General features: G+C 67.2%; 20 protein-coding genes. 15 read left to right on the plus strand and 5 right to left on the minus strand.

From position 1 onward, the window contains the following. Positions 1 to 167: 167 nt before the first annotated feature. Positions 168 to 695, minus strand: a complete 528-nt coding sequence (locus tag AC5Y3Z_RS24640) for a hypothetical protein (protein WP_463828775.1) — start codon at positions 693 to 695, stop codon at positions 168 to 170. Positions 696 to 1082: 387 nt separating this feature from the next. Between AC5Y3Z_RS24640 and AC5Y3Z_RS24645 the strand changes: the two genes are divergently transcribed. Further along, on the plus strand, positions 1083 to 1592 hold the full coding sequence (locus tag AC5Y3Z_RS24645) for a hypothetical protein (RefSeq protein ID WP_463828776.1): 510 nt from the start codon (positions 1083 to 1085) through the stop codon (positions 1590 to 1592). Between the two features lie 156 nt (positions 1593 to 1748). Here the strand turns inward: AC5Y3Z_RS24645 and AC5Y3Z_RS24650 are convergent, their stop codons facing one another. Continuing rightward, on the minus strand, positions 1749 to 1982 hold the full coding sequence (locus tag AC5Y3Z_RS24650) for a hypothetical protein (protein WP_463828777.1): 234 nt from the start codon (positions 1980 to 1982) through the stop codon (positions 1749 to 1751). A 367-nt stretch (positions 1983 to 2349) separates the two neighbouring features. On the opposite strand from AC5Y3Z_RS24650, the gene AC5Y3Z_RS24655 reads away from it, so the two are divergent. The 5 genes from AC5Y3Z_RS24655 to AC5Y3Z_RS24675 all read left to right on the plus strand — a co-directional run bounded on the left by AC5Y3Z_RS24655 (position 2350) and on the right by AC5Y3Z_RS24675 (position 7187). Beyond that, positions 2350 to 3603 carry a cytochrome P450 gene (locus tag AC5Y3Z_RS24655; protein ID WP_463828778.1) on the plus strand — a complete coding sequence of 418 codons (1254 nt, stop codon included), beginning with the start codon at positions 2350 to 2352 and terminating at the stop codon, positions 3601 to 3603. Continuing rightward, the gene (locus AC5Y3Z_RS24660) at positions 3596 to 4252 is read left to right on the plus strand and encodes a TetR/AcrR family transcriptional regulator (protein WP_463828779.1); all 657 of its coding nucleotides are present in this window, start codon (positions 3596 to 3598) and stop codon (positions 4250 to 4252) included. Before AC5Y3Z_RS24655 ends, AC5Y3Z_RS24660 begins: the two co-directional genes overlap by 8 nt. A gap of 65 nt (positions 4253 to 4317) precedes the next feature. Next, entirely contained in the window at positions 4318 to 5106 is a 789-nt protein-coding gene (locus AC5Y3Z_RS24665; RefSeq protein ID WP_463828780.1) for an SDR family NAD(P)-dependent oxidoreductase, read from the plus strand. 15 nt (positions 5107 to 5121) lie between these two features. Further along, a complete protein-coding gene (locus tag AC5Y3Z_RS24670; RefSeq protein ID WP_463828781.1) occupies positions 5122 to 5604 on the plus strand; it encodes an SRPBCC family protein in 483 nt (160 codons plus the stop codon). Continuing rightward, complete coding sequence (locus AC5Y3Z_RS24675) at positions 5601 to 7187, plus strand: phytoene desaturase family protein (protein ID WP_463828782.1); 1587 nt, start codon at positions 5601 to 5603, stop codon at positions 7185 to 7187. The genes AC5Y3Z_RS24670 and AC5Y3Z_RS24675 overlap by 4 nt, the downstream gene beginning before the upstream one ends. A gap of 18 nt (positions 7188 to 7205) precedes the next feature. Here AC5Y3Z_RS24675 and AC5Y3Z_RS24680 read toward each other — a convergent pair whose 3' ends face one another. Then, on the minus strand, positions 7206 to 8513 hold the full coding sequence (locus AC5Y3Z_RS24680) for a PQQ-dependent sugar dehydrogenase (RefSeq protein WP_463828816.1): 1308 nt from the start codon (positions 8511 to 8513) through the stop codon (positions 7206 to 7208). 102 nt (positions 8514 to 8615) lie between these two features. Between AC5Y3Z_RS24680 and AC5Y3Z_RS24685 the strand changes: the two genes are divergently transcribed. From AC5Y3Z_RS24685 to AC5Y3Z_RS24710, 6 genes are read left to right on the plus strand one after another with little or no spacing between them, the layout of a single operon-like run. After that, positions 8616 to 9617: an AAA family ATPase gene (locus AC5Y3Z_RS24685; RefSeq protein ID WP_463828783.1), complete on the plus strand. Its 1002-nt coding sequence runs from the start codon at positions 8616 to 8618 to the stop codon at positions 9615 to 9617. Positions 9618 to 9634: 17 nt separating this feature from the next. Further along, positions 9635 to 10501 (plus strand): DUF58 domain-containing protein, encoded by an 867-nt coding sequence (locus tag AC5Y3Z_RS24690; protein WP_463828784.1) that lies wholly within the window; start codon positions 9635 to 9637, stop codon positions 10499 to 10501. Further along, positions 10491 to 10964, plus strand: coding sequence for a hypothetical protein (locus tag AC5Y3Z_RS24695; protein ID WP_463828785.1), 474 nt, complete (start codon positions 10491 to 10493; stop codon positions 10962 to 10964). The genes AC5Y3Z_RS24690 and AC5Y3Z_RS24695 overlap by 11 nt, the downstream gene beginning before the upstream one ends. An 11-nt stretch (positions 10965 to 10975) precedes the next feature. Further along, positions 10976 to 11929, plus strand: a complete 954-nt coding sequence (locus AC5Y3Z_RS24700) for a hypothetical protein (RefSeq protein ID WP_463828786.1) — start codon at positions 10976 to 10978, stop codon at positions 11927 to 11929. Further along, positions 11926 to 12813, plus strand: a complete 888-nt coding sequence (locus AC5Y3Z_RS24705; protein ID WP_463828787.1) for a vWA domain-containing protein — start codon at positions 11926 to 11928, stop codon at positions 12811 to 12813. Before AC5Y3Z_RS24700 ends, AC5Y3Z_RS24705 begins: the two co-directional genes overlap by 4 nt. After that, positions 12807 to 13535: a hypothetical protein gene (locus AC5Y3Z_RS24710; protein ID WP_463828788.1), complete on the plus strand. Its 729-nt coding sequence runs from the start codon at positions 12807 to 12809 to the stop codon at positions 13533 to 13535. The genes AC5Y3Z_RS24705 and AC5Y3Z_RS24710 overlap by 7 nt, the downstream gene beginning before the upstream one ends. 25 nt (positions 13536 to 13560) lie before the next feature. Here AC5Y3Z_RS24710 and AC5Y3Z_RS24715 read toward each other — a convergent pair whose 3' ends face one another. Together AC5Y3Z_RS24715 and AC5Y3Z_RS24720 are read right to left on the minus strand one after the other, a co-directional pair. Beyond that, the gene (locus AC5Y3Z_RS24715; protein ID WP_463828789.1) at positions 13561 to 16110 is read right to left on the minus strand and encodes an acyltransferase family protein; all 2550 of its coding nucleotides are present in this window, start codon (positions 16108 to 16110) and stop codon (positions 13561 to 13563) included. Between the two features lie 127 nt (positions 16111 to 16237). Continuing rightward, on the minus strand, positions 16238 to 17896 hold the full coding sequence (locus AC5Y3Z_RS24720) for an acyl-CoA synthetase (protein ID WP_463828790.1): 1659 nt from the start codon (positions 17894 to 17896) through the stop codon (positions 16238 to 16240). Between the two features lie 106 nt (positions 17897 to 18002). Between AC5Y3Z_RS24720 and AC5Y3Z_RS24725 the strand changes: the two genes are divergently transcribed. The 3 genes from AC5Y3Z_RS24725 to AC5Y3Z_RS24735 all read left to right on the plus strand — a co-directional run bounded on the left by AC5Y3Z_RS24725 (position 18003) and on the right by AC5Y3Z_RS24735 (position 22020). Next, a complete protein-coding gene (locus tag AC5Y3Z_RS24725; protein WP_463828791.1) occupies positions 18003 to 18785 on the plus strand; it encodes a hypothetical protein in 783 nt (260 codons plus the stop codon). Positions 18786 to 18838: 53 nt separating this feature from the next. Beyond that, positions 18839 to 20422 carry an esterase-like activity of phytase family protein gene (locus AC5Y3Z_RS24730; RefSeq protein ID WP_463828792.1) on the plus strand — a complete coding sequence of 528 codons (1584 nt, stop codon included), beginning with the start codon at positions 18839 to 18841 and terminating at the stop codon, positions 20420 to 20422. Between the two features lie 488 nt (positions 20423 to 20910). Beyond that, entirely contained in the window at positions 20911 to 22020 is a 1110-nt protein-coding gene (locus tag AC5Y3Z_RS24735; protein ID WP_463828817.1) for a YncE family protein, read from the plus strand. The last annotated feature ends 37 nt before the right edge of the window (positions 22021 to 22057 follow it).

Below are 22057 nucleotides of genomic sequence, written 5' to 3' on the forward strand. Positions count from 1 at the left end.
CAAGCGCGGACCGTCCGGTGAGCAGGTAGTTGAGCTGAATATCCCGCACGCAGTACCAGACATCGCCGAGTTCGTGCAAAAAGCGGAGCTGCGGCATTCCAATGAAGTTATTGCCATGGTGTTCAAGGGTTGACGGAGGCTGAACGCCTGGCGAGGGCCCGGGTGGCCTACCGCGAGGGTATTCGCTGGCGGGGCACCTCGTCGAGGCCGCTAGCGGCTAGCGTTGACGTCATCGCTGCCACGACCTTCTCTGCTGGCCAGTCATCGGGCGCTGAGATGAGCGTGCCACCTGCTAATTCGGTGGCGGTCAGTCCTTGCTCCAGCTGACTGATTGTTCCGACTTGTGCGTCGAACCAGGTTCGGTAGCCGACGGGGATCTTCCAGCCGCCACGTCTGGCCGTGCGGTTCACGAGCAGGTCGGACAGACTGAGGGCCAACGGGTTCCACGTCTCGGCAACCGCTGCGCAGACCGTGTCACCAACGATCGAGGTGACGCCGCCGAACATCAGCTCACGGATGTCAATGGAGACGGTGTGTAGAGGGACCCGTCGGCCTCTCGATTTAGCACCGGCAGAGATGTGCACGTGCAGCAGCAGTCGCTGGTTAGTGCCCGATACGGTGAAGCGATAGCCACTTTCCGGTTCCGGGCCGCCGAATGTGCCTACCGTTACGTGCTTAATCACTATCTCTGCCAACGCTTCTAGCGTTCCCGCCCATAGCTCGCCCTGGGGTGTTTCCCACCCAGGTATGTCAAGCGTCGATCCGAGTGCGATCAGTAACTTGTTGGTATGGCTGGCGATCCATTCTGATGACTCCCGGGCGGTAACCCAGACTGCCCTCAGTGTGGCACCGGGGGCCCAGGCGGGCCGCACCTGAGATGCGGGGGGCATAGCTTCGGAGTGTAAATGACGACCACGTCATACAGTTCTCGAAGATCGAACAATTGCCGAAGGGCCGCTGCGCAGTTCGCCAAGAAACCCGAAGATTGTTTCGCCGATTCTGGGACTTGCCATAGAGTTCACGACGCCGGACGTTGCCAACCGTGGGACGTCCCCGACAGCACTAACGCAAGAGGCCCCTCAATGACTGAATCGGCGCCCCAGAGGCGATCGCAGGTACTGCTGGCGCTGGCCGCCGCGATGGTGTTCGGGTTACTGGTCGGAAGTGCGGCCTTCTGGCGACCGTGGGCTGACCACCATGACGAGAAGGCCCGTCCAAGCGTCGCGTCAACTGTTCCTGCGACCGCGTCGACGGCGCCGACGCTGAGTTCCCTGCGCGCAGCGCCCCCTAGAACAGAGGGGCAGCAGGGTGATTGGCGCGAACACCACACCTGGGTGTGTGACACAGCGACGGGAGAGGTCTGCGGCAACTGGAGTCCTGAAGCGGTCACGTTCGCCTGCAAAGCAGTTGCGAGCGGGGCCGACTACACCGCAGGGCTGAAGAATATGCTGATGAGCCGCTACGGGATGAGCGAAATGGACGCCTTTTTCCTCGGCAAGGAGGCGATGTACAGCGTCAGCAGTGGCGGCCACATCAGCACCGGAGGCAATGCCGACGGCCCACATCCGTTGTGCAACGGCATCGTTCCGTGACAGGTCAAATTTGTTGGTCCGCCCCCGGGAGCCGAGCAATCGGTCACTACCACGACGGCATCGCCACGTGTCGCGAACGACGCGGCAACCCGATATGCGTTGTCAGAGAAAGCGACTCAAGCCGCTGATGCACCAGCGTGCGGTTCGTACCTGCTGCTAACCCATCGTCAGGATCGCGATCACGGCGACCGCGATCACCGTCGTGAGCGCTATCAAGATCACCGTGATCGACGCGCGCAAGATCTCTTCTTCGTCGACTTGCCAACGCGCCCGTGTCTCGGCGGTTTCCCTTCCGCCGGCGAAAGCGTTGAGTCTGGCGACCGCCAAGGCGACATCGTCGGGTACGTGTGCTGCATGACCTGCGACTGGATCAGCGAATGCGGTACTCATGTCAGCCCCCTAGGCCCTACACGTGGCGATCGGCGTTGGTTGAGGTGAAAAACCGGATCTCTCGTTAAACCACGATAGGAACGCGCAATCACAATTGCGGTAACGATCATTAACGGTCACAGCACAGTTGCGCCATCAACAGTCGCCGGTGGTCCGCTGCAGAGGCTGCACCCGGACAGTGGTCCTCAGCGGGCTTCGTAAGCGCTGCACCGACGCCGGGACGTTCATCCAATGGATGTATGACCATGTGCTCGTTACAGGGCCAACGACGAGCGAAAGGTTGACTGTTCCCCGGCGATGGTCATACATTGCAGGTATAAACGTCTGTACCTGATCCCGTCTGGGCAGCCCACGGAAGTTGAGACTCATGAACGCGCACCGCCCCACGCCCAACGTCTTCGACGCCGGTCTCCCGCGGTTCGACTACAGCCTCACCGCGACTCCGCACGACATTCTCGAGGATGTCCGAGCGGCGCAGTCGCGTGCTCCGATCGCGATCGGCCCCCTCGGCCCGGAAATTCTGTCCTACGATCTCGCCCGGGAAATATTGCGCGACAACAGATTCCGCCTGCCACCGGGTATCACGTTGGCGGCCCAGGGCATCACGTCGGGCCCGTTGTACGACAAGATGGCGAACAGCCTGCTCGGCCTCAACGGCCCACCGCATGTGCGGTTGCGCAAGCTGGTCGCCAAGGCGTTCACGCCGCGCGCGACATCGCGTCTGCAGGACACGATCCACGAAGTCGTGAACGGGCTCATCGACCAGGTGATGGACGCCGGACGCTGCGACGTCGTGACCGACATTGCGTATCGGTACCCCACTCCGATCATGTGTGCGCTGCTCGGCGCCCCACGCGAGGACTGGCAGTTGTTCGCGGACTGGACCGAGGAGGTCTTCAAAGCCCTCAACTTCCAGCCCGATGCCAACTTCGACGAGTCCGCGATCATGCGCGCCTGGAGCGAACTGGACGCCTACGTCGACGACATGGTGGCCACCCGCCGAAACAACCTCACCGAGGACCTGCTCTCCGAACTCATCCGAGCCGAAAGCGACGGCGACCGGCTCAACCTCGACGAGCTCCGCATGCTGGTGTCCGGCTTCCTGATGGCGGGAACGGACACGACACGAAACCAGCTGGCGGCGTCGGTCCAGGTGCTCTGCGAACATCCCGACCAGTGGGCGAAGCTGCGCGATCACCCGGAACTTGCCATGCAGGCGGTCGAAGAGAGCATGCGCCACTCTCCGGCGGCCTGCATCGTGCCCCGAGCCGCCGTTGACGATGTCGAGTTCGCCGGCTACCTGTTCCCGGCCGGAACCTTCGTACTCGCCAATACCTTTGCAGCCAACCGGGATCCAGCGATCTACGCCGATGCCGACCGCTTCGACATCACACGCAAGGACGTTCCCGCCATCCTGACCTTCGGCGGCGGCGCGCACTACTGCCTCGGGGCCAACCTCGCACGCCGGGAACTGGCCGAAGCGCTCATCGTCCTCACCCGTCGGCTGCCCGCCCCCCATCGCGCCGGTCCGGCGCCGTGGAAATCCGTGCTCGGGATGACCGGTCCGACGACCCTTCCGATCGAGTTCACCAGCGACAGGCTGGTAGCCGCCGATGCGTAGTCGGGGCTGGGCGGGTTCGACCCCGTCGTCGGACGACGAGGCGATCTCGCGAATTCTGACGGCGGTCGACGCCGAGGTTGCCGAGCGCGGACCGGGGATACGCCTTGCCGACGTCGCCCGCAGACTCGGAGTCACCCGCCAGACCGTGTACCGCTACTTTCCCAACGCCGACGCGCTGCTCATCGCCAGCTCGATGCGTGCGGTCAACGGCTTCATCGACCAGGTGGTAGCACACGCCCGCGGAATCGAGGACCCGGCCACCGCTGTTGTGGAGTGCGTCTCGTTCGGAGTGGAGAATCTCTCCGGTGATCCGCAGCTGGAGACCCTGCTGACCCGGCGACAGGAGGGGGAGGCCGTCACCTCGCTGACCTCCGACACGGCGATCGCCTTCTGCTTGTCGGTGTTCGATCGCCTCGACGTCGACTGGAAGCTGCACGGCTTCGACGCCGCCGCACGCGGTGAACTGGCCGAAATGACGTTGCGCACAGTGCAATCCCTGCTGATCGACCCCAGGCAGGGGCGGTCGGAAGCCGCCTCCCTCCGCAGCTTCGTCGCGCGGTGGCTTGGTCCGGCGATCCTGTATCCGCGCATGGCGTCGCTGACGCGCTACGAACAACACGCATCGCCGCGCCCGCCCCTCCCGGTATAGGGCTGACGCAGCCTCCGACCGACGTCGGAGCGTTTGGTCGGCCCGCCGCCGGGTAGCCCGGCTGCATGACAGCACAGCTGGCCCTGGTGACCGGCGCCTCCAGCGGCATCGGCCGCGAGCTGGCGAAGCTCCTCGCCCGCGACGGGTACGACCTCGTTCTGGCTGCTGACGACGACGGGATTCACGACACCGCCGCAGAATTGAGCAGCAAGGGCGTCGACGTGCGGGCGGTCCGCGTCGATCTCCGCCAACCGGACGAAGTCGAACAGCTGTACCGCGACGCGACCGAAGACGGCCGTCACCTTGATGTTGTTGCGCTCAACGCCGGCACCGGCGACTCCGGACCTTTCGTCGACACCGACCTGAGCCGGGACATGAACGTGATCGACCTCAACGTCCGCTCGACGGTCCAGCTGGCCAAGCTGGCGCTGCGCGGAATGGCCACGCGCGGCGCAGGCAAGATGCTGCTCACCTCGTCGGTGGTGGCGATGATGCCCGGATCGCATCAGACGATGTACAACGCGTCGAAGTCGTTCATCCAGTCCTTCGCCGAAGCGCTGCACGACGAGTTCCGCAACACCGGCGTGACGGTGACCGCGCTGATGCCGGGGCCCACCGACACGAATTTTTTCCGCAGGGTGGGAATGCTCGACACCGTGCTCGGGCGGTTCATCCCGAAAGACGATCCGGCCCGCGTCGCCGAGCAGGGTTACCGGGCGCTGATGGCGGGCAAGCAGAAGGTCGTGGCGGCATCTCTGTCGTCGAAGGCGATGGGCGCAGCCGGTATGGTGCTGCCCGATTCGTGGAAGGCGGCAGCCAACCGGCTGATCGTCAGCCCTCTCGGAGGACATTGAAGGAGTGATCGGTCGATGAAAGAACCTGCCGAAATTGACAGCGCGCTCACCGTACGGCGCGAGACCACTGCGTCGCGCCGCCAGGTGTGGGACGTGATGGCCGACGGATGGACGTATTCGCAGTGGGTCGTGGGCAACAGCCGGATGCGTGCCGTCGACCCGAACTGGCCTTCGCCGGGCAGCCTCATTCACCACACCATCGGGGTGTGGCCGGTGGCGTTGAACGACGAGACCGAAGTCGAAGTCTGCGTACCGGTCACCGAACTCGTGCTGTTGGCCAAGGGGCGCCCCTTCGGTGGCGCGCGAATCACGTTGCGCCTGTCCGACACCGACAGCGGCGGTTGTCTGATCGAGATGGCCGAGGTGCCGCTGGGCGGTCCGCTGCGGCTGATCCCGCGGCGGCTGGCCCTGGCCGCCGCGTGGCCGCGCAACCGCGAGTGCCTGGCGCGATTGTCCGCGCTTGCCGAACGACGTTCTGAGCCTGAGCAAGGTCAATGACCGTCGCGGACGCCGTGGTGATCGGCGCCGGGCACAACGGATTGGTGGCTGCCGCGGTCCTGGCCGACGCGGGCTGGGACGTGGTGGTGCTCGAGGCTCAGCAGGAGCCGGGCGGCGCGGTCAAGAGCGCCGAATTGTTCCCGGGTTATGTCAGCGATCTGTACAGCGCCTTTTATCCGCTGTCGGTTGCCTCGCCGGGGCTGCGTGACCTCAATCTGGAGGACCACGGGTTGCGGTGGTCACACGCCCCAGCCGTGGTTGGCCATCCGAGCTCGGCAGCCGACGACGACGCGCCCCTGATCTATCGCGATATCGACCGCACCGCTGCCGAACTCGACCGCCGTACCCCCGGGGATGGCGCCCGATGGTGTGAACTCTTCGCCCAGTGGCAGCGCATCAAGGAACCGTTCCTCGGCGCGCTGCTGGCGCCGTTTCCCCCGGTTCGTCCGGCGGTGGGGTTGCTGCGCACCCTGGGGACGGCGGAGGCGCTGCAGTTCGTTCATCAACTGCTGCTGCCTGCCGGCGTCCTGGTGGAGCAGTTGTTCGAGGGAGAGGCCGCACGACTGTTGTTTCTGGGCAACGCCATGCACGCCGATGTGCCCATCGACGCCCCGGCCAGCGGCCTGATGGGCTACATGCTGGTGATGCTGGCCCAGGACGGCGGGTATCCGGTGCCCGTCGGGGGAGCGGGTCAGCTGACCGCCGCGCTCGTCGCACGCGCGTGTGCTGCCGGGGCCCAGATCCGTTGTGGACGAACGGTTGACGCCATCGAGGTGCGGGGCGGTCGCGCGACAGCGGTGCGCTGTACCGACGGCAGTACGGTGCGCTCGCGGCGCGCGGTGATCGCCGATACGTCCGCCCCGATGCTGTTCGACGAGCTGCTGCCCGAAGACTCGGTACCGAGCGCGGTGGCAGCGGCGATGTCGCGGTTCGTCTGGGACACACCGGTGCTGAAAGTCAACTATGCCCTCGACGCGCCGATCCCGTGGCGATCGAAGAGCCTCAACGAGGCGGGCACCGTGCACGTCGGGGCGGATCGCGACGGTCTCGTTCGATGGATGGCCGATCTGAACACCAGGACGGTGCCGCGGAATCCGTTCATGCTGTTCGGTCAGATGACCACGTCCGATCCGAGTCGGTCACCGGCCGGGACCGAAAGCGCTTGGGCCTACACGCATCTACCGCGTGCCCGCGCCGATGACGCATCCGCCGACCAGCTGGCCGAATCCGTGGACCGCGTTCTCGAAGAGTATGCGCCCGGTTTCGCCGCTCGCGTGGTCGGTAAGACCGTTCAACGTCCGTCCGACCTGGAAGCCGGCGATGCGAACCTGCACACCGGCGCTGTCAACGGTGGTACCTCACAATTGTTCCAGCAGTTGGTGTTTCGTCCCGCACCCGGATTCGGCGGGCCGCACACGCCGGTGCAGAACATATTCCTGGGCAGTGCCGGCACGCACCCGGGTGGCGGCGTGCACGGGATGTGCGGCTACAACGCGGCCAAGGCCGCCCTGGCCGGCGACGGCGCGCTGAACTGGCCGCGGCGCCGGCTCAAACAGGCGGCCCTGGCGTTGCTGACCCGCTGATTGCCTGGCCCCCAACACTTATCGGCCCGGCGGAGCCACGCGGTAGACGGCGCCGGCGGCGTCGTCGGTGACGTACACTGCGCCGTCCGGTCCGACTACCGCGGCCACCGGGCGGCCCCACCGCGATCCGTCGCCGCTCTGGAAGCCCCCGACCAGCGTCTGTTGATTGCCGAGAGTGCCGTTGTGCCAAGGGAAGAATGACACCTCCGGCGCTCGCGGCGGCTGCCGGTTCCACGAACCGTGGATACCGACCAGCGCGCCGTCGGCATATGGTTGCGGCAGCACGCCGGCGGTGAAGGCCAGACCCAGCGGAGCCGAGTGCGCGCCCATGCTCTGCTCGACCGCAGGCAGTGCGGCGCAGTCCAATCGGGATCCGTCTGTATTAGTCGTCAAGTCACGGATGAACGGCACGTTGGCCGGGCCGCCGTCGGGATTGCAGAACGGCCAGCCCAACTCCCGGCCCGACGTCAGGCGGGCCAGCGACTCAGGCGGATGGTCGTTGACGTACCCGGCGTCGACATGGCCCGCCGGGTCGGGTGCATTGTCGCGGTTGTTGACCGCCGTCCAGATGGCACCGTCCGGGGCGACGGCCAGGCCGGTTCCGTTGCGCACGCCGGTCGCGAACGGCTGTGCCGGGCCGCCGCCGGGCGCAACGCGCATGATCGTCGCTCTGGGCGGGGTGGCCGCGCGATCCTGCGGTGAGATGTTGGCGGTCGAGCCGATCGAGAAGTAGACCGCACCGTCGGGTCCCACGGCCACGCTCTTCAACGCATGCGCGTAGGCCCCCTGCAAATCGGGGCTGCGCGCGTCGGGAAGGCCTCCTGCGACGACCCGGGCGTGGACTGCCCGCCCGTCGACATAGTCGTAGACAGCGATCCGGTCGCTCTCGGCGACATACAACGCCGAGCCGGCGAACGCCATGCCGTGCGGCTGGTGCAGCCCATCCAAGAACGTCGATTGGTGCGGCGCCGCCCCGGGTTTCGGGGTCAGCTTGACGATCTGCCCGCTCGCCGGAACCGACACCAGCAGCGCGCCGTCCGGAGTCCAGGTCTCCAGCCGCGCCTTCGGTACCCGCGCCCACACCGACATCGTCCAGCCGTCGGGAACCAGCGCCTGCCGCGGTTGGTCCAGCGGTGCCTGCGCCAGCGCGGCGGGCACGCCCACCGGTGTGGACACCAGCGTGCCGGCAGCCGCAGCAGGGGGCGCAGACCCGACAGCAGGATGCGGAGGATCAGCCGAACACCCTGCCGACAGCAGCACCGCGAACAGGACCCGCCCGAACGGCCCGAGTTGGCTGCCGGCCGGTTGCTGGTGCGTGCCGATCATCACGTCGGCACGCATACCCGAGGGTGTGGTGCTCAACCCGAACTGCGGGGAGCGAGGCGACTCACGTGTGAACACCAGGCGCCCGGGTATAAATGCGAGCGTATGACTACAGCACGGACGCAACCGGATCAACGCGAAATCGACAGCATCCGGCCAATCGTCGATGCCGTCTCACAGGCGTTCGACGCCAAAATCGTCGGGCAGCGCAACCTGCGGGAATCGCTGCTGATCGGCCTGCTCGCCGGTGGCCACATCCTGCTGGAGAGCGTGCCCGGCCTGGCCAAGACCACCGCCGCCAAGGTGCTCGCCGATTCGGTCCAAGGGCGGTTCCGGCGCATCCAGTGCACCCCTGACCTGTTGCCGAGCGACATCATCGGCACCCAGATCTACGATTCGTCGACCAGCTCGTTCGTCACCCAACTGGGTCCGGTGCACGCCAACTTCCTGCTGCTCGACGAGATCAACCGGTCGAGCGCGAAGACCCAGAGCGCGATGCTGGAGGCGATGGAGGAGCGGCAGACCACGATCGGCGGGCAGGTGCACCCCATCAGCGAGCCGTTCCTGGTGATCGCCACCCAGAATCCCGTCGACCAGGAGGGCACCTATCCGCTGTCCGAGGCGCAGACCGACCGGTTTCTGCTCAAAGAGATCGTGCGCTACCCGTCTCCGGAGGAAGAGGTGGAGATGATGGCGCGGATCGACGCCGGTCTCTACGATAAGCGGCGGCCCGCCCAGCCGGTGGTCAATCTGGAGGATGTGCTGCGCCTGCAGGACGTGGTGCGCCGCGTGCACATGGACCGTGCGCTGATGCTCTACGCCAGCCAGCTGGTGGATGTCACCCGTCACCCGGCGCAGACGCTGCCCAAGCAGATCGCGCGCCTCGTCGAGTACGGTGCCAGCCCGCGCGCCACCATCGCGTTCTGCAAGGCGGCGCGGGCGCGGGCGGTACTGGCCGGGCGGGCGCACGTGCTGCCCGAGGACATCGCCAAGCTCGCCCACCGGGTGTTGCGGCACCGGCTCATCCTCGGCTTCGAAGCGGCCAGCAACAACGTCACTGCCGAGTCTGTGATCGACGCCGCGATGCGGACCGTCCGGGTCCCCTGAGCTGCCGGCGGTTCATCGTGGGCAAGCATCTCAACCAGGCCAAGGCGCACTTCGGCACTGACACCCGCGGCCTACTCGAAGGCGGCCGCTACACCCTGTTGCACACGCGCAGCATGGAATTCGACGACCTGCGCCCGTATGTCCCCGGCGACGACGTCCGGGACATCGACTGGAAAGCCTCGGCACGTTCGGGCAGCGTGCTGATCAAACGGTTCGTCTCGGAGAAACACCATAAGATCCTGCTCGTCGCCGACGCCGGCCGCAACATGACCGCACTCGCTCCGAGTGGGGAGTACAAGCGCGACGTGGCCGCGCACACCATGGGTGCGGTGGGACTGATCGGCCTGCGTCGCTCCGATCAGATCGGCATGGTCTACGGCGACCGGCGCGGCTCGGTGAACATCCCCCAGCGGCGCGGCGAGCCGCACATCGAAGGACTGCTGCACCGGTGGTATCAGCACACCATGACCGACCCCGGCGCCAGCCGCATCACCGCCCAACTCGACTATGTCGCAACGCATTACCGACACAGCATGCTGATCATCGTGGTGTCTGACGAACCCGAGGTCGACGATCAGCTCGATAGCCTGCTGGCCGAGCTGAGCGCGCGGCACGACATCATGTGGGCGATGGTGGCGGACATGCCCGCCGTCGGTCCGGACAACACCGACGGATTCGATGTCGCCACCGGACGATTCGTGTTGAACGGCGCCGACCTCGGCCCGCGGGTGGTCGCCGCCTACCGCCGTGCCGAGCAAACTCGCCGGGACCGCCTCGATGCGTTCCTCACCGGTCACGCGATCGCGCACGCGACGATCGCCGGCAGCGACAACATCCGGCGCGAACTCGTCGCCCTGTCCGAGACGGCCGCCCGTGCCGGATGACCTGTTACGCCATGTCTTTGGCCCGCAGCCCTACTCATCGTGGTGGCTGTGCTGGGCCGTGTTGCTGATCCTGGCCGTAATAGGTTGGTATCTGGGCATCTTCGTGTGGACGCTGCCTGCGGAGCGGCTGCGGCGGATCCCGTTCGTGCGTCATGTGCATGCGCGGCTGATCCGTCACCGGTTCGCCCGACGGGTGCGGGGCATCGGTGACAGGCACGTTGCCGGGCGGCTGCCCGCCGCGGCGGCATGTGCGGCGATCAGCCGGACCGTCCGCAGCTTCCTGCACCAAGCGACCGGCGACCGGGCCCAGTACCTGCACGTCGACGCCATCGCCGCCGGCGAGCTGGCACCGGCGGCGCCGTTGCTGATCCGGCTCGGTGATGCGCAGTTCAACGCCGAGTCCCAGATCGACGTCGCCGAGGTGAGCGCCCAGGCGCAGGAGTTGATCCGCTCGTGGACGTGAGGTGGTGGCCGGTGGCCGCTGTCGGCCTGGCCGGTTTGATCGCCGCAGTGGTGTTGGCGGCGCTGCTGCCGATGACCGCTGCCCGCGGCCGGCTGCGTCCACTGGCCAACGTCGCACGACTGACCCGGCTGCCCGAGTACGCGAAGGTGGCCCGGCTGCGTTCGCTGTCGACCGTTCTGACGTTGCTGCTGCTGACCGTCATGTTCGGCGCCGCCACCTGGACATCGGCCCGTCCGACCGGAGCGGGACAGGGTTTCGACGCCGCTCATCCCGAGGACATTATGGTGTGTGTCGGCCAACCCGTCCCCGACGCGGCGACGGCCGAACTGCTCGATAACTTCGCCCGGCAGATCTCGACGTATCAGACTCAACGCATCGGACTGACCTCGATCAACCGTCGCCTGGTGCCGCTGACACGCGACTACGCCTACGCCGCCGAGCGGTTCGCGGAATTCGCCCGCGCGCGTCAGGCGTCGTTCACGGCACCAGTGCCCTACATCGATTACGCCCCCAGTATGGAAGATGTTCTGGCGCTGTGTATCTCGGGCTTCCCGACGCTCGAGGAACGCGGCCTGCGGCGACGGTCGGTGATCTACCTCGGCCCCTCCGATCTGCGGGCCGCGGGCGAACCGCGCGCCGCCCTGTTCACCGCCGACGGGGTGCGCGGTCTGGTGGAGCGGGCGGGCATCCAGCTCAACGTGATCGACACGGCGCCGTCGCGCTCGAGCGGTTCGCTGCTCGCGCTCACCCAGCAGACCGGGGGCCGTTACCTCGTGCCGGGACCGGGCTCGGTGAGCGAGATTCCCAAGGTTCTCAACCAGATTCGGTCCAACACCCCGCCGGCGCGGCTGGCCGACGGCACGGTGGTGACCGGAGACTTTCCGGACGCACCGGTCGTGCCGCTGGTGATCGCCATGGTGTCGGCGGCCGCACTCTCGGTGGCGTTGTTGGTGTTGCGCCGATGACGTTTCAGCCGGTGCTGCCGTGGGCGATCCTCGCCGTCGTGATCGCGGCGCTCGTTCTGGCCCGCGCGGTGGCACTCCGGTTGGTGCTGAGCGTGAGCTATGGAACCCGTCGATCCGCAATGTTGCGCTGGAGCGCTGTGACGTTGGCCGTACTGCTGATCCTTGCGGCGACCACCCGCCCGGGAATCCGCGGCGAGGAGACGCACCGCGGTCCGGGCGCGGCCGGCGCGAATCTCAACGTGTTCCTGGTCGTCGACCGGTCCGTGGACTCCAGCGTCACAGGGATGCACAACGACATGGCGGCGCTGATCGATCAATATCCTGCGGCACGATACGCGCTGATCACCTTCAGTTCCCGGGCCTCGCTCGATTGGCCACTGTCGCAGGATGTGTGGAGCCTGCGTCCGACGATCGCGGCGCTGGGTTCCGTGCCGACGCCGGACGGGCAGGGCGTAGCCGCGGGTGCGGCCCGAAATGTGCTGCGGTATCAGCTGTTGCAGGCGGCGCAGCAGTATCCCGGTTCCCGGAACGTGGTGTTGTATTTCGGTTCTGGCGGAACACCCGCGGCACAGGCCGACTTCGACCTCGCCCGCGGGTTGGTGGACGGCGGGCTGGTGCTGGGCTACGGCCGCAGCGCCGCGATCGACGAAACAAAGCTGCGGCAACTCGCTGCGCAGCTCGGCGTGCTGTATGAACACCGGGAACCCGGTCAGCCCTTCCGGCCCACCCTGCCGCAGACCGGCATCCGGCCGGCGGCCGTCGACCGGATCGAACTGTACTGGCTGCTGACGATGCTGGCAGCGGTGCTGCTGCTGGGCGAGATCTATCTATCGGTCCGCGACTTTCGGCGCAGCCGCATCGCCCGACGGGATGTGTCATGGTGAGGCCGGCCCGGCTGCGGCTGCGGCGACGGTTGCTGATCTGTTCGGCACCGCTGACCTTGCTGGCGCTGCTGATCGCCGTCAAGCTGATATCGGTTGTCGTGCTGGGTAATTCGGCTGTGTCGGATTACGCGAGCCGGAACGGGAATGCGGTGCGCACCGATGCGGAGGTGCTCGGCGTGGCCAACATCGTGGAACCGGCCAAGGCGCCGTTCGCCGCGGGCGCCGCCGCCGTGCTCGCCGGCCGTCTCGAGGACGCCGACCGCCACTTCAGCGCCGCCCTGTCCCGCGCCGATGCCGACGATTCCTGCCCGGTGCGGGTGAACCTCGAACTGGTCCGCGAGACGCAGGGTGATCGGGCCGCGGCGGCGGGGGACCGGGCCCGCGCCGAAGAACGCTATGCGAGCGCGTTGACCATCGTCGACGGTGCGCCCCAGGGTTGCTTTGCCGGGAACAGCGACGTGAACCTGCAGCGGCAGGCCATCCGCCACGACGCTGCGAGCCGGCTGGCCGCCAAGCAGGCTGCATTGAACGCCCCGCCGCCGGCGGCACCGCCGCCACCGCCACCGCCGCCGCCGCTACTGCCCCTGCCGCCGCCGCTCGCGCCCCTCGCGGTACCCGACAGTCGCGACACCCCGGCACGTCGGCTCAATCCGACCGAGGGAGATCCACTCAACAAGTTGCAGCAGGTGTTGCAGGACGCTGCGGGTGCCGCGTCCCCGTAGCCGCTGCTCGGGCTAGGGCCGCGAATTACGCACGCCCACAGCCAAACCCGCGAGCGTGAAGACTGTGGTGAGCACCGACGCGGCGCGTACCCAGCCGGCGTCTTTGCCGTCCCGGCCGGCCAGCAACCCCGACGCGGTGTCCATGCCGTCGCACACGACTCCCATGCACAGCGCGGTATGTTGCGCCGGTCCGGTCACGGTCGCGGCGCCGATCACCATGTCGCGGGCGCCGAAAAGTCGGGTGACATACCGACTGTCGGTGCTGGCGCCTGCCCCGGTGATCTTGCCGTGTCTGGCGAAGGCCGTCGGCCAGAAGTAAGCGGCCGCGCCGCCGGCAGCCCGGCATACTCCGATCACGGCGATGATGGTCCGGGTAGACATCCTCACTCCTGTCCGGGTGGTGTGCGGTGGTTACGAACTCTGACGTACGAACCGGCGTGGTATCCGCCGTCGCACGGGGTGGTGAGCGCGCTCGCGTCGGCGGCGCGAACAGTGCGTGCGACGCAGCGGCACGGTCGTCGCCCGCCACGGCCAGCTGGACACGCCGGGTGCCGACAGCGGCACGGACGGCGACCAGGATCGGGATGGCGAGCACCATGGCCAGCGCCACCAGCGTGAGGAGCAGTTGCTCGCTGTGATCGGGGGTGCGCGATGCCGGGGTGGGCGTCGGCGGGGCCGGTGCCCGGCCAACCGGCGGGACCACCGGATCCAGGGCGGCCGCGGGCGCTGCGGGCGGAGCCGGCTTCTCGCTCATGGCGGCGATCACCGTCTGCGCGTAGAGGTCGGCGCCGGCACCCGGCTGCGGATGGACGTGGTCGGCGTAGAGCAGGTCTTCGTGTCCGCTGACGGCGCTCTGCCAGTCGATCAGGCGGACATTGGCGCGGTGCGCGAGCGCCACCTCGGTCAAGGTCTGATTGACCTCGTCGGTCCACGGTCTGTCCTGCAGATACAGGTTGACCAGGAACAGTTTCCGCTCCGGGCCGAGCTCGTCGACGATGCCCTCGAGCAGGTCGCGCGGGAACGACCCGTTGCTGCCCAGACCCAGCAACACCACCGGGCGCAGCGCACCGCCGGCATCGAGTGCACTGAGGATGCCGGGCGCCGCCTGCATGCTGCGGTTGGTCACCGCGTCGATCCGGATGCCGGGTAGCCGGTCGCGCAGCGCAAACGACGACGCCAGCATCACCGAGTCGCCCACCGCGCTGATCTGGTCGCCGGGCGGCGGCCCGACCGACTCAGTTGCCGCCGGGGACGCAGGTGGGGCGTCGACGACGGGCGCCTGCGGCCGCGCACCCGGCGCCGCAACGGCCGCTGCTTGTTGCGCGGCGAGCGCCTCGGCCAATTGCTTGTCGAGCCCCGTCAACGGCGGTGCAGGTGCGAACACCAGCGCACCCAGGACCAACACACCGCCCGCAGCCGTCGCACCTGCCACCCAGATTCGTCCCGTGCGGCCGCCGCGCACCGCGCACCAGCCGGCCTGCCACGCGCGGCGGTAGCCGAGACGCAGGACAGGCTTCTCGATCCATCGGTACGAGGCCGCGGCGAGCAACACGGCAGCGGCGATCTCGACGCCGGCGACCAGCAGCGTCCGGCGCCCCAGCAGGCGATCACCCAGCACCAAAACCGGCCAGTGCCACAGGTACAGGCCGTAGGACCGGGCGCCGAGCCAGCACAGCGAGGGTCGCGACAGCAGCCGCTCGACGGAATTGCGGCCGAGGCCCAGGCCGCTGATGAGCAACGCGCAGGCCGCCGAGACGGCGAGGATGCCACCCCGATAGGTGGCGGACCCGTCCTCGTCCAGCAGCCAGTAGCCGATGGCGATCCCGGCCAGGCCCGCGCCGGCCAGCACGCCGCTGCCGAAAGACGAACCCACGCGCGCCGCGACGGCCGGCCACACCACGGCCAGCACCGCACCGCCGAAAAGGCCGGCGCTGTGGGTCGCGGTGCTGTAGTAGATCGGCGACGGATCGGTGCCGGGTTGATAGAGCACGGCCATGGCCGCGGCAGCGGCGAGCGCACCGGCACCCGCGACGATCGCGACCGCGGTGTTGCGGCCCCACCAGCACAGCACCGCGATGACGAGCACGGGCCACACCAGGTAGAACTGCTCCTCCACCGCCAGCGACCACAGGTGCTGCAGCAACGAGGGTGGCCCGAATCTGGTGAAGTAGGACTGGTGTTCGCTGATCTGCACCCAGTTGCTGGTGAACGTCACCGCGCCCAGCACTTCGTTGCGCAGCGCATGCAACATCGTCCGGTCCACGAGCGCGGTGACCGCCACGGTCGCGAACAGCATCGGCAGCAGCGGCGACAAGATGCGCCGGACCCGACGAATCCAGAACTGCCGCAAGCTGATCCGACCCGAGCCCGCGCGTTCGGCGATCAGTAGCCGGGTGATGAGGAATCCGCTGATCACGAAAAACACGTCGACGCCGAGGTAGCCGCCGGGCAGCCACGCCGGGTTGACGTGATACAGCACCACCGCGCTCACCGCGAGCGCGCGTATCCCGTCGATTCCCGGGAGTCTGCCCAGCCGAGCGCGTGTCGACGCGGGCGTGCAAGAACTGGCTCGCACCCCCGTCGAGCTCGTGATCGTTGCCAAAGCTGGTCGGCTCCCCGCTGCCGCTTACCAATCCGAAGTTGTCGTCGAGTCAGCTACGCTAACCGATCCAACGCGCCGGGGACAGACGATTTGTCGTGTGTCAGCTCGACGGTTCGATGTCCATCTCGGCCAGGACCCGACGTAGCAGCTTGCCGGTGGCATTGCGCGGTAGTTCGGTGACAAACACCACATCGCGCGGCACCTTGTGGCGCGCCAAATTGTCCTTCACGTACTGCTTGATCTCGGCGGCATCCTGGGCGGCACCGGGTTCGGAAACGATGTAGGCGCGCAACCGCTTTCCGAACTCCACGTCGTCGACACCGACTACCGCCACTTCGTCGACATCCGGGCGCTCCTCGAGCAGGTTCTCCACTTCCTGCGGGAAGACGTTCTCCCCGCCGGAGACGATCATGTCGTCGTCGCGGCCGTCGACGAACAGCAGGCCGTTCTCATCGAAGTGACCCATGTCACCGCTGGACATGAAGCCGTCCAGGATCTGCTTGTTGCGACCGTCGGTGTAGCCGGAGAACGGCGCCCCGTTACGGACGAAAATCCGGCCGCGACGGTTCGCGCCTTCGAGACGTCGGTCGTGCTCGTCGTACAGGACCACCTCGCAGGTCAGCGGGGCCCGGCCGGCGGTGCCGGGCGCCTGGCGCAGTTCGGCGGGGGTGGCGACGCTCGCAATCGCGCACTCGGTCGACCCGTACATGTTGTAGAGGACGTCACCGAAGGTGTCCTGCACCCGGTTGGACAGTTCCGGACTCAGCGCCGATCCGGCAATCAGGATCACCTTCAACGACGAGGTGTCGTACTTGGCGATGACGTCGGGTGCGAGTTCGACGATCCGGTGCAGCATGGTCGGCACCGCCACCAGCATGTCGGCGCGGTGCTCGGCGATCAGTTTCAAGGTGGCTTCCGGCTTGAACCGCCGGGCGGTCACCACCTTGTTGCCCAGGGCGGCGCCCACGGTGTACGTGGCCCACCCGGTGCTGTGGAAGATCGGCGAGACGATCACCATGGTTCCCTTGCGGGGGAACGGGATCCGGTCGACGATCTGCGCGGTCGCCAGCGGCGACACGGTGTCGCGCGGCGCGCCCTTGGGGAGCCCGGTGGTGCCGCTGGTCAGGATGACCGACCCACCGGCTTTGCTCGGCGGAGGTAGCGGCTCGGTGGAGTTGGCCGCGACGATGTCGTCCAGCGTGTGCGCCCCCGCGGGCACTTCCGCGTCGTCGTCGACCCAGACCAGCACCCGCGGCAGGTCGGCGGGCAGCGCGTCGAGCAGGCCGAGGAACTCGCTGTCGTGCAGCACCACCTTGACGTTCTCACGCTTGCAGACCTCGGCGAACTGCGGTTTGGCGAACCCGGTGTTCATCAGCACGAGGCGGGCGCCGAGCTTGCCGCAGGCGGCCATCGCGATGACCAGTCCCCGATGGTCGCGGCACAGCAGCCCGACGACAGAGCCCGCGTTGACGCCGAAGGATTGCAGGCCGTGCGCCAGCGCCCAGGACTGGTCGTCGACCTGCCGGTAGGTCAGAGTGCCGCGCTCGTCGACGATCGCGGGCAACGCCGCATACCTGCGGCCGCCCAGGATCGTCATCGTGGCCTGCGGTCCGTAGACGCGGGTGAGCTTGCCGGCCTGCACCGTCGAATTGAGGTCCCGCAGGTCGATGATGCCGGTGTCGGCGAGGCGCTTGACCGCGCGTCCCGCTTCGGTGATGTGCTGCAGCTTCTGCTGAATGCCGTTCAATGCACTGGCCATCGGGGCTCCTCGACGTCGAGTTTGCGTGGTCACGGTAGCAGTCGTCGTCGCGTGCAGTGCCGCCCCCGCCGCCACGGCATCCGGCCCAGCCATACACTGACCCCTCGTGGGCATGCTTTATGGCTTTGCGCCGTGGATCGTCTACTGGATCCTGGTCGGTAACGTCCCATTCATCACCGCCGTGTCGGTCGCGCTGCTGATGGCGGTCGCGGTGTTCGCGGTCGGGCGGGCCTCCGGCAAATCCGGGCAGACGCTCGAAATCGGTGCTGTCACAATCTTTGTGGCGCTCACGGTGTTGACCCTGGCGGTCAGCGACGCGTTCATGACGCGCTGGATCCAGCCGCTGAGCAACGTCGGGATCTTCCTGGTGGCGCTGACCGGTGTGCTGATCGGGAAACCGTTCGTGCGCGAGTTCGCCGCCGCCGAGCAGCCCCCCGACGTCGTCAACACCGAGCTGTTCCGGCGCATCACCGGCATCCTGACCTGGGTCTGGGTCGCTGCCTTCGCCGGCATGACGGTGTCATCGGCGATCCCGCCGATCGTGGAGGGTGACGCGACGATCCTGGACACCAGGACCCCGCTGTCGTTCGTCTTCTACTGGGTGATCCCGTTCTCGCTGCTGGGGTTGGCCGCCTTGATCTCGCGCTTCCTGCCGGAACGGATGCTCGCCGGGATCGACGACGTCGCCCGGGAGACGTCGTTCGTGGCGTATGACGAAGCCACCATCGACGAGCTCTACTTCCTGGCCCAGGAGCACGCCAACCGGGAGGTGGGTCCGGGTAAGGAGGCCTACGCCGTCAAGGTCGGCGGCATGGGCACCCCGCTGACCGGCGACGAATCCCGAAAGTCGTGGCCCTCGACCTACAAGGTGCGGGACAAGAGGGGCTAGCGACGCCGGCCTGCGTACACCGCGGCGTCAACTTGGCTTGCTATGCACAGCGAATGGCAGACAGCGTGAGAACGTCGATCGTGCTCGCGACGGTGCTGGCCACCGTCGTGGCCTGTTCCTCGCATGGGTCACCGTCGACCGCAAAATCCGAATTCCGCACGGCCGCGGGACAGCCGCTGACCATCGCACCGGGCCGCATGCTGGCGGCTACCGGCGGCGCCACGCCCGTCGCGTTCGGTAAACCCGCCCACGGCAAGATCAGCTACGGCGACAACGGGAGCATGGTGTACGCGCCGGATCGCGGCTTCACCGGGACCGACCACCTCGATGTCACCGTCAGCCGCGCGGTGCAGGTCTACGCCGAAGATCAACTGCCGCTGGCCACGATGGGCGGCGTGACGATCAAGGCCAGTGCGCACGGGTCCAGCATCGCCGCGGTGCCGGGCAGCGCCGACGAGATCTACGGACTCACCGACCGCGGACCCAACGTCGACGGGCGTGGCCCCGGCGAGAAGGTGTTGCCGCTGCCCGACTATCACCCCCAGATCGTCAGGCTCAAGCTTTCCGCCGGCGTCGCGACGGTCCAGCGGACCATCCCGCTGCAGGCCTCGGACGGTGTCCCGCTGGTGGGGCTGATCGACCCGCACGCGAGCACCGGCGAGTCGCTGGTGGACCTCGACGGAGTGCCACTGCCGCCGTCGGACTACGGCGTGGATCCCGAAGGGTTGGCCGTCACCCGCGACGGCACCTTCTGGGTGTCCGAGGAATACGGCCCCTACATCATTCATTTCGACGCCAACGGCAAAGAGCTGGAACGTCTTTCGCCGTTCGACGACACCCTGCCGCGGGAGCTGTCCCTGCGCACGCCGAATCAGGGGCTCGAGGGGCTCACCCTCACCCCGGACGGCAACACGTTGGTGGGGGTCATGCAGTCGGCGATCCAGACACCGGGGCTGTCGGGTTCGGCCAGGGACGTCCCGGTGACCCGCATCGTGACGGTCAACCTCGTCGACCGCAGCATCGTGCACGAGTATCTGTATCCGCTGGCCAATCCGCGGGAGTCGAAGGTCGGGGTGTCGGAGATCACCGCGCTGAGCGCCACCACCTTCCTGATCGACGAAGGTGACTCCAAACCCGCCCCGAAAGCCAGCAAGAAGATCTATTTCGTCGACGTGGCCACCGCCACCGACGTCGGGCCCCGCGCCACGGTGCCCGGCGCCGCGTACCAGGCCGACGCGGGCGGCTTGTTGATCGACCGGGTGCCGATCGAGACCCTGATCGGTGCCGGCACCGACACCGACGCCGTCGCCAAACTCAAGTCCGTCGGAATCGCCGTTGCCACAAAGACTCTCAAGCTCGATCTCGGTGCGCTGGTGCGCTCGCTGTCCGGTGACGGTGACTTCTTCGGTCACAGCAAGGTCGAAGGCCTGTTCACCCGCGACGGGGGGAACACGTTGGTCATCGCCAACGACAGCGACTTCGGGTTGGCCGGCATCGCCTCGGACGCTCCGCCGTTTCGGCTCAAACCCAAGGTGTTGCCCAACGGCACCCAGGACAGCGGCGAATTCCTGATCGTCGACACCACCAAGCCGACGGCCACGACGGAGACGGTGCAGGTCTCGTTCCGAGTCGGTTGAACCGCCGCAGGCCTCTGGCGCCGTGGCAAGCCGGCACCGAAGCGGAACCACCCGACGCAGTCGGGTGCGCCCGGGCGGGCGACAACACGGCCACCGGCGCTGTGATATGCGCCTCTTTTTGCTGACGCTTAAATAAGAATATTCTTATTTAACGGTTACCACACATAATGGTAAAAACTTAGCCGCTGCGCGTAAAACCGTGCGTGAACACGGCAAAACGATTTGCTGAGCAGCGAATTTCCGAGTCGGCGAATTTGCGAACCTGAGGGCAAGCTGAGTGCGCGACGTGACGTGGGTAACACCAATAGTTTTACATTCTATTTACCCGGAATTATGCGACTAAAATTGTCGGTTAAACGCACGGAATGGTTGTGGTGCGTGTGAGCCGGTTACCAATGTCGTGCAACGTCGCGCGGGGTACATCCGGGAGATCCGACGATCGACATTGAAGGCGGTGCCAGGTGAGCCTCGTGATTTTCGACAGCAAGATGAACGGCCCCGATCTACGGGATGTGGAGACCGCTCCCGAGCCAGTGGCTGTCCAGATTCCGGTCAGCGACGGACCCATCAGCGACATCGCCGTCAGCCCCGACGGCAGCCGGCTGCTGGTCACCAACCACGGCGGCGACAGTGTCTCGGTCATCGACACCGCCGCCTACCGGGTGGTTCAGACCATCGCCGGTCTTGAGGAACCTTTCGTCATCGCCACCGATGCGACCGACCGGGCCTACCTGAGCACGGTGTCGAATGCTTACGACGCGATCCAGGTCCTCGACACGACCACCGGCGCCGTCATCGAGACACACCCCGTTGCGCTCAGCGTCAGCGACCTCGCGGTCAGCGCAGACGGCAAGCACGTGTACATCGGCCGCAACGGCGTCCGCAACGCCGATATCGCCGTGCTGGACACCGCGACCGGCGGCATCCAGGTGGTCGACATCGCCACCGACCCCGGCACCACCACCGACTGCGTCCGGCTCAGTCCCGACGGCACCCGCTTGTATGTCGGGGTCAACGGACCGGCCGGGGGGCAGTTGGTGGTCGTGGACACCGGCGTGCCGGAAGAAACCGGACGCCGTTCGCGCTGGCGTCGCAGGAACGCCCACCCGCACGCGCCGGCCGTGATCGCGACGATCGGCACCGGCCTGCCCGTGCGCGACGTCGCGATCAGTCCCAATGGGTCACTGGCATACGTCGCCAGCACCGGCCCGGACTTCGCGGTGATCGACGTCGTCGACACCCGCACCACCAAGATCACCGGCACCCGCAAGATCACCGAGGTCACCGGCATCCTGACCCGGCTCACCCTCAGTGGCGACGGCGACCGGGCCTACCTGGTCAGCGATGACAGCGTCACGATCCTCTGCACCCTCACCCAAGACGTCATCGACTCGGTAAACGTCGCGGCCGAGCCGTCCTGCGTGGCCGAAAGCCGGGACGGGCGCTACCTCTACATCGCCGACTACTCCGGTGTGGTCCTGGTGACGCCGCTGGCGGCGAGCCTGCACTCCGACGTCGAGCCGGCGGCCCTGGAAAGCAAGCGGTCGGTGGATCTGTTCGTCCCCGACGTGCTGCAGTACGACCCGGCGCTGGTGTAGCCCCGCCCGGGGCGGGCGTTCCTCGTCGCACGGTTCG

The sequence above is a fragment of the Mycobacterium sp. NGS61 genome (assembly GCF_059812325.1).

What these genes read in the sequence shown, in the direction of transcription:
- AC5Y3Z_RS24645 (WP_463828776.1), top strand. Translation starts at nt 1,083, where the DNA reads ATGACTGAATCGGCGCCCCAGAGGCGATCGCAGGTACTGCTGGCGCTG.
- AC5Y3Z_RS24650 (WP_463828777.1), bottom strand. Translation starts at nt 1,982, where the DNA reads ATGAGTACCGCATTCGCTGATCCAGTCGCAGGTCATGCAGCACACGTA.
- AC5Y3Z_RS24655 (WP_463828778.1), top strand. Translation starts at nt 2,350, where the DNA reads ATGAACGCGCACCGCCCCACGCCCAACGTCTTCGACGCCGGTCTCCCG.
- AC5Y3Z_RS24660 (WP_463828779.1), top strand. Translation starts at nt 3,596, where the DNA reads ATGCGTAGTCGGGGCTGGGCGGGTTCGACCCCGTCGTCGGACGACGAG.
- AC5Y3Z_RS24665 (WP_463828780.1), top strand. Translation starts at nt 4,318, where the DNA reads ATGACAGCACAGCTGGCCCTGGTGACCGGCGCCTCCAGCGGCATCGGC.
- AC5Y3Z_RS24670 (WP_463828781.1), top strand. Translation starts at nt 5,122, where the DNA reads ATGAAAGAACCTGCCGAAATTGACAGCGCGCTCACCGTACGGCGCGAG.
- AC5Y3Z_RS24675 (WP_463828782.1), top strand. Translation starts at nt 5,601, where the DNA reads ATGACCGTCGCGGACGCCGTGGTGATCGGCGCCGGGCACAACGGATTG.
- AC5Y3Z_RS24680 (WP_463828816.1), bottom strand. Translation starts at nt 8,513, where the DNA reads ATGATCGGCACGCACCAGCAACCGGCCGGCAGCCAACTCGGGCCGTTC.
- AC5Y3Z_RS24685 (WP_463828783.1), top strand. Translation starts at nt 8,616, where the DNA reads ATGACTACAGCACGGACGCAACCGGATCAACGCGAAATCGACAGCATC.
- AC5Y3Z_RS24705 (WP_463828787.1), top strand. Translation starts at nt 11,926, where the DNA reads ATGACGTTTCAGCCGGTGCTGCCGTGGGCGATCCTCGCCGTCGTGATC.
- AC5Y3Z_RS24710 (WP_463828788.1), top strand. Translation starts at nt 12,807, where the DNA reads ATGGTGAGGCCGGCCCGGCTGCGGCTGCGGCGACGGTTGCTGATCTGT.
- AC5Y3Z_RS24720 (WP_463828790.1), bottom strand. Translation starts at nt 17,896, where the DNA reads ATGGCCAGTGCATTGAACGGCATTCAGCAGAAGCTGCAGCACATCACC.
- AC5Y3Z_RS24730 (WP_463828792.1), top strand. Translation starts at nt 18,839, where the DNA reads ATGGCAGACAGCGTGAGAACGTCGATCGTGCTCGCGACGGTGCTGGCC.
- AC5Y3Z_RS24735 (WP_463828817.1), top strand. Translation starts at nt 20,911, where the DNA reads ATGAACGGCCCCGATCTACGGGATGTGGAGACCGCTCCCGAGCCAGTG.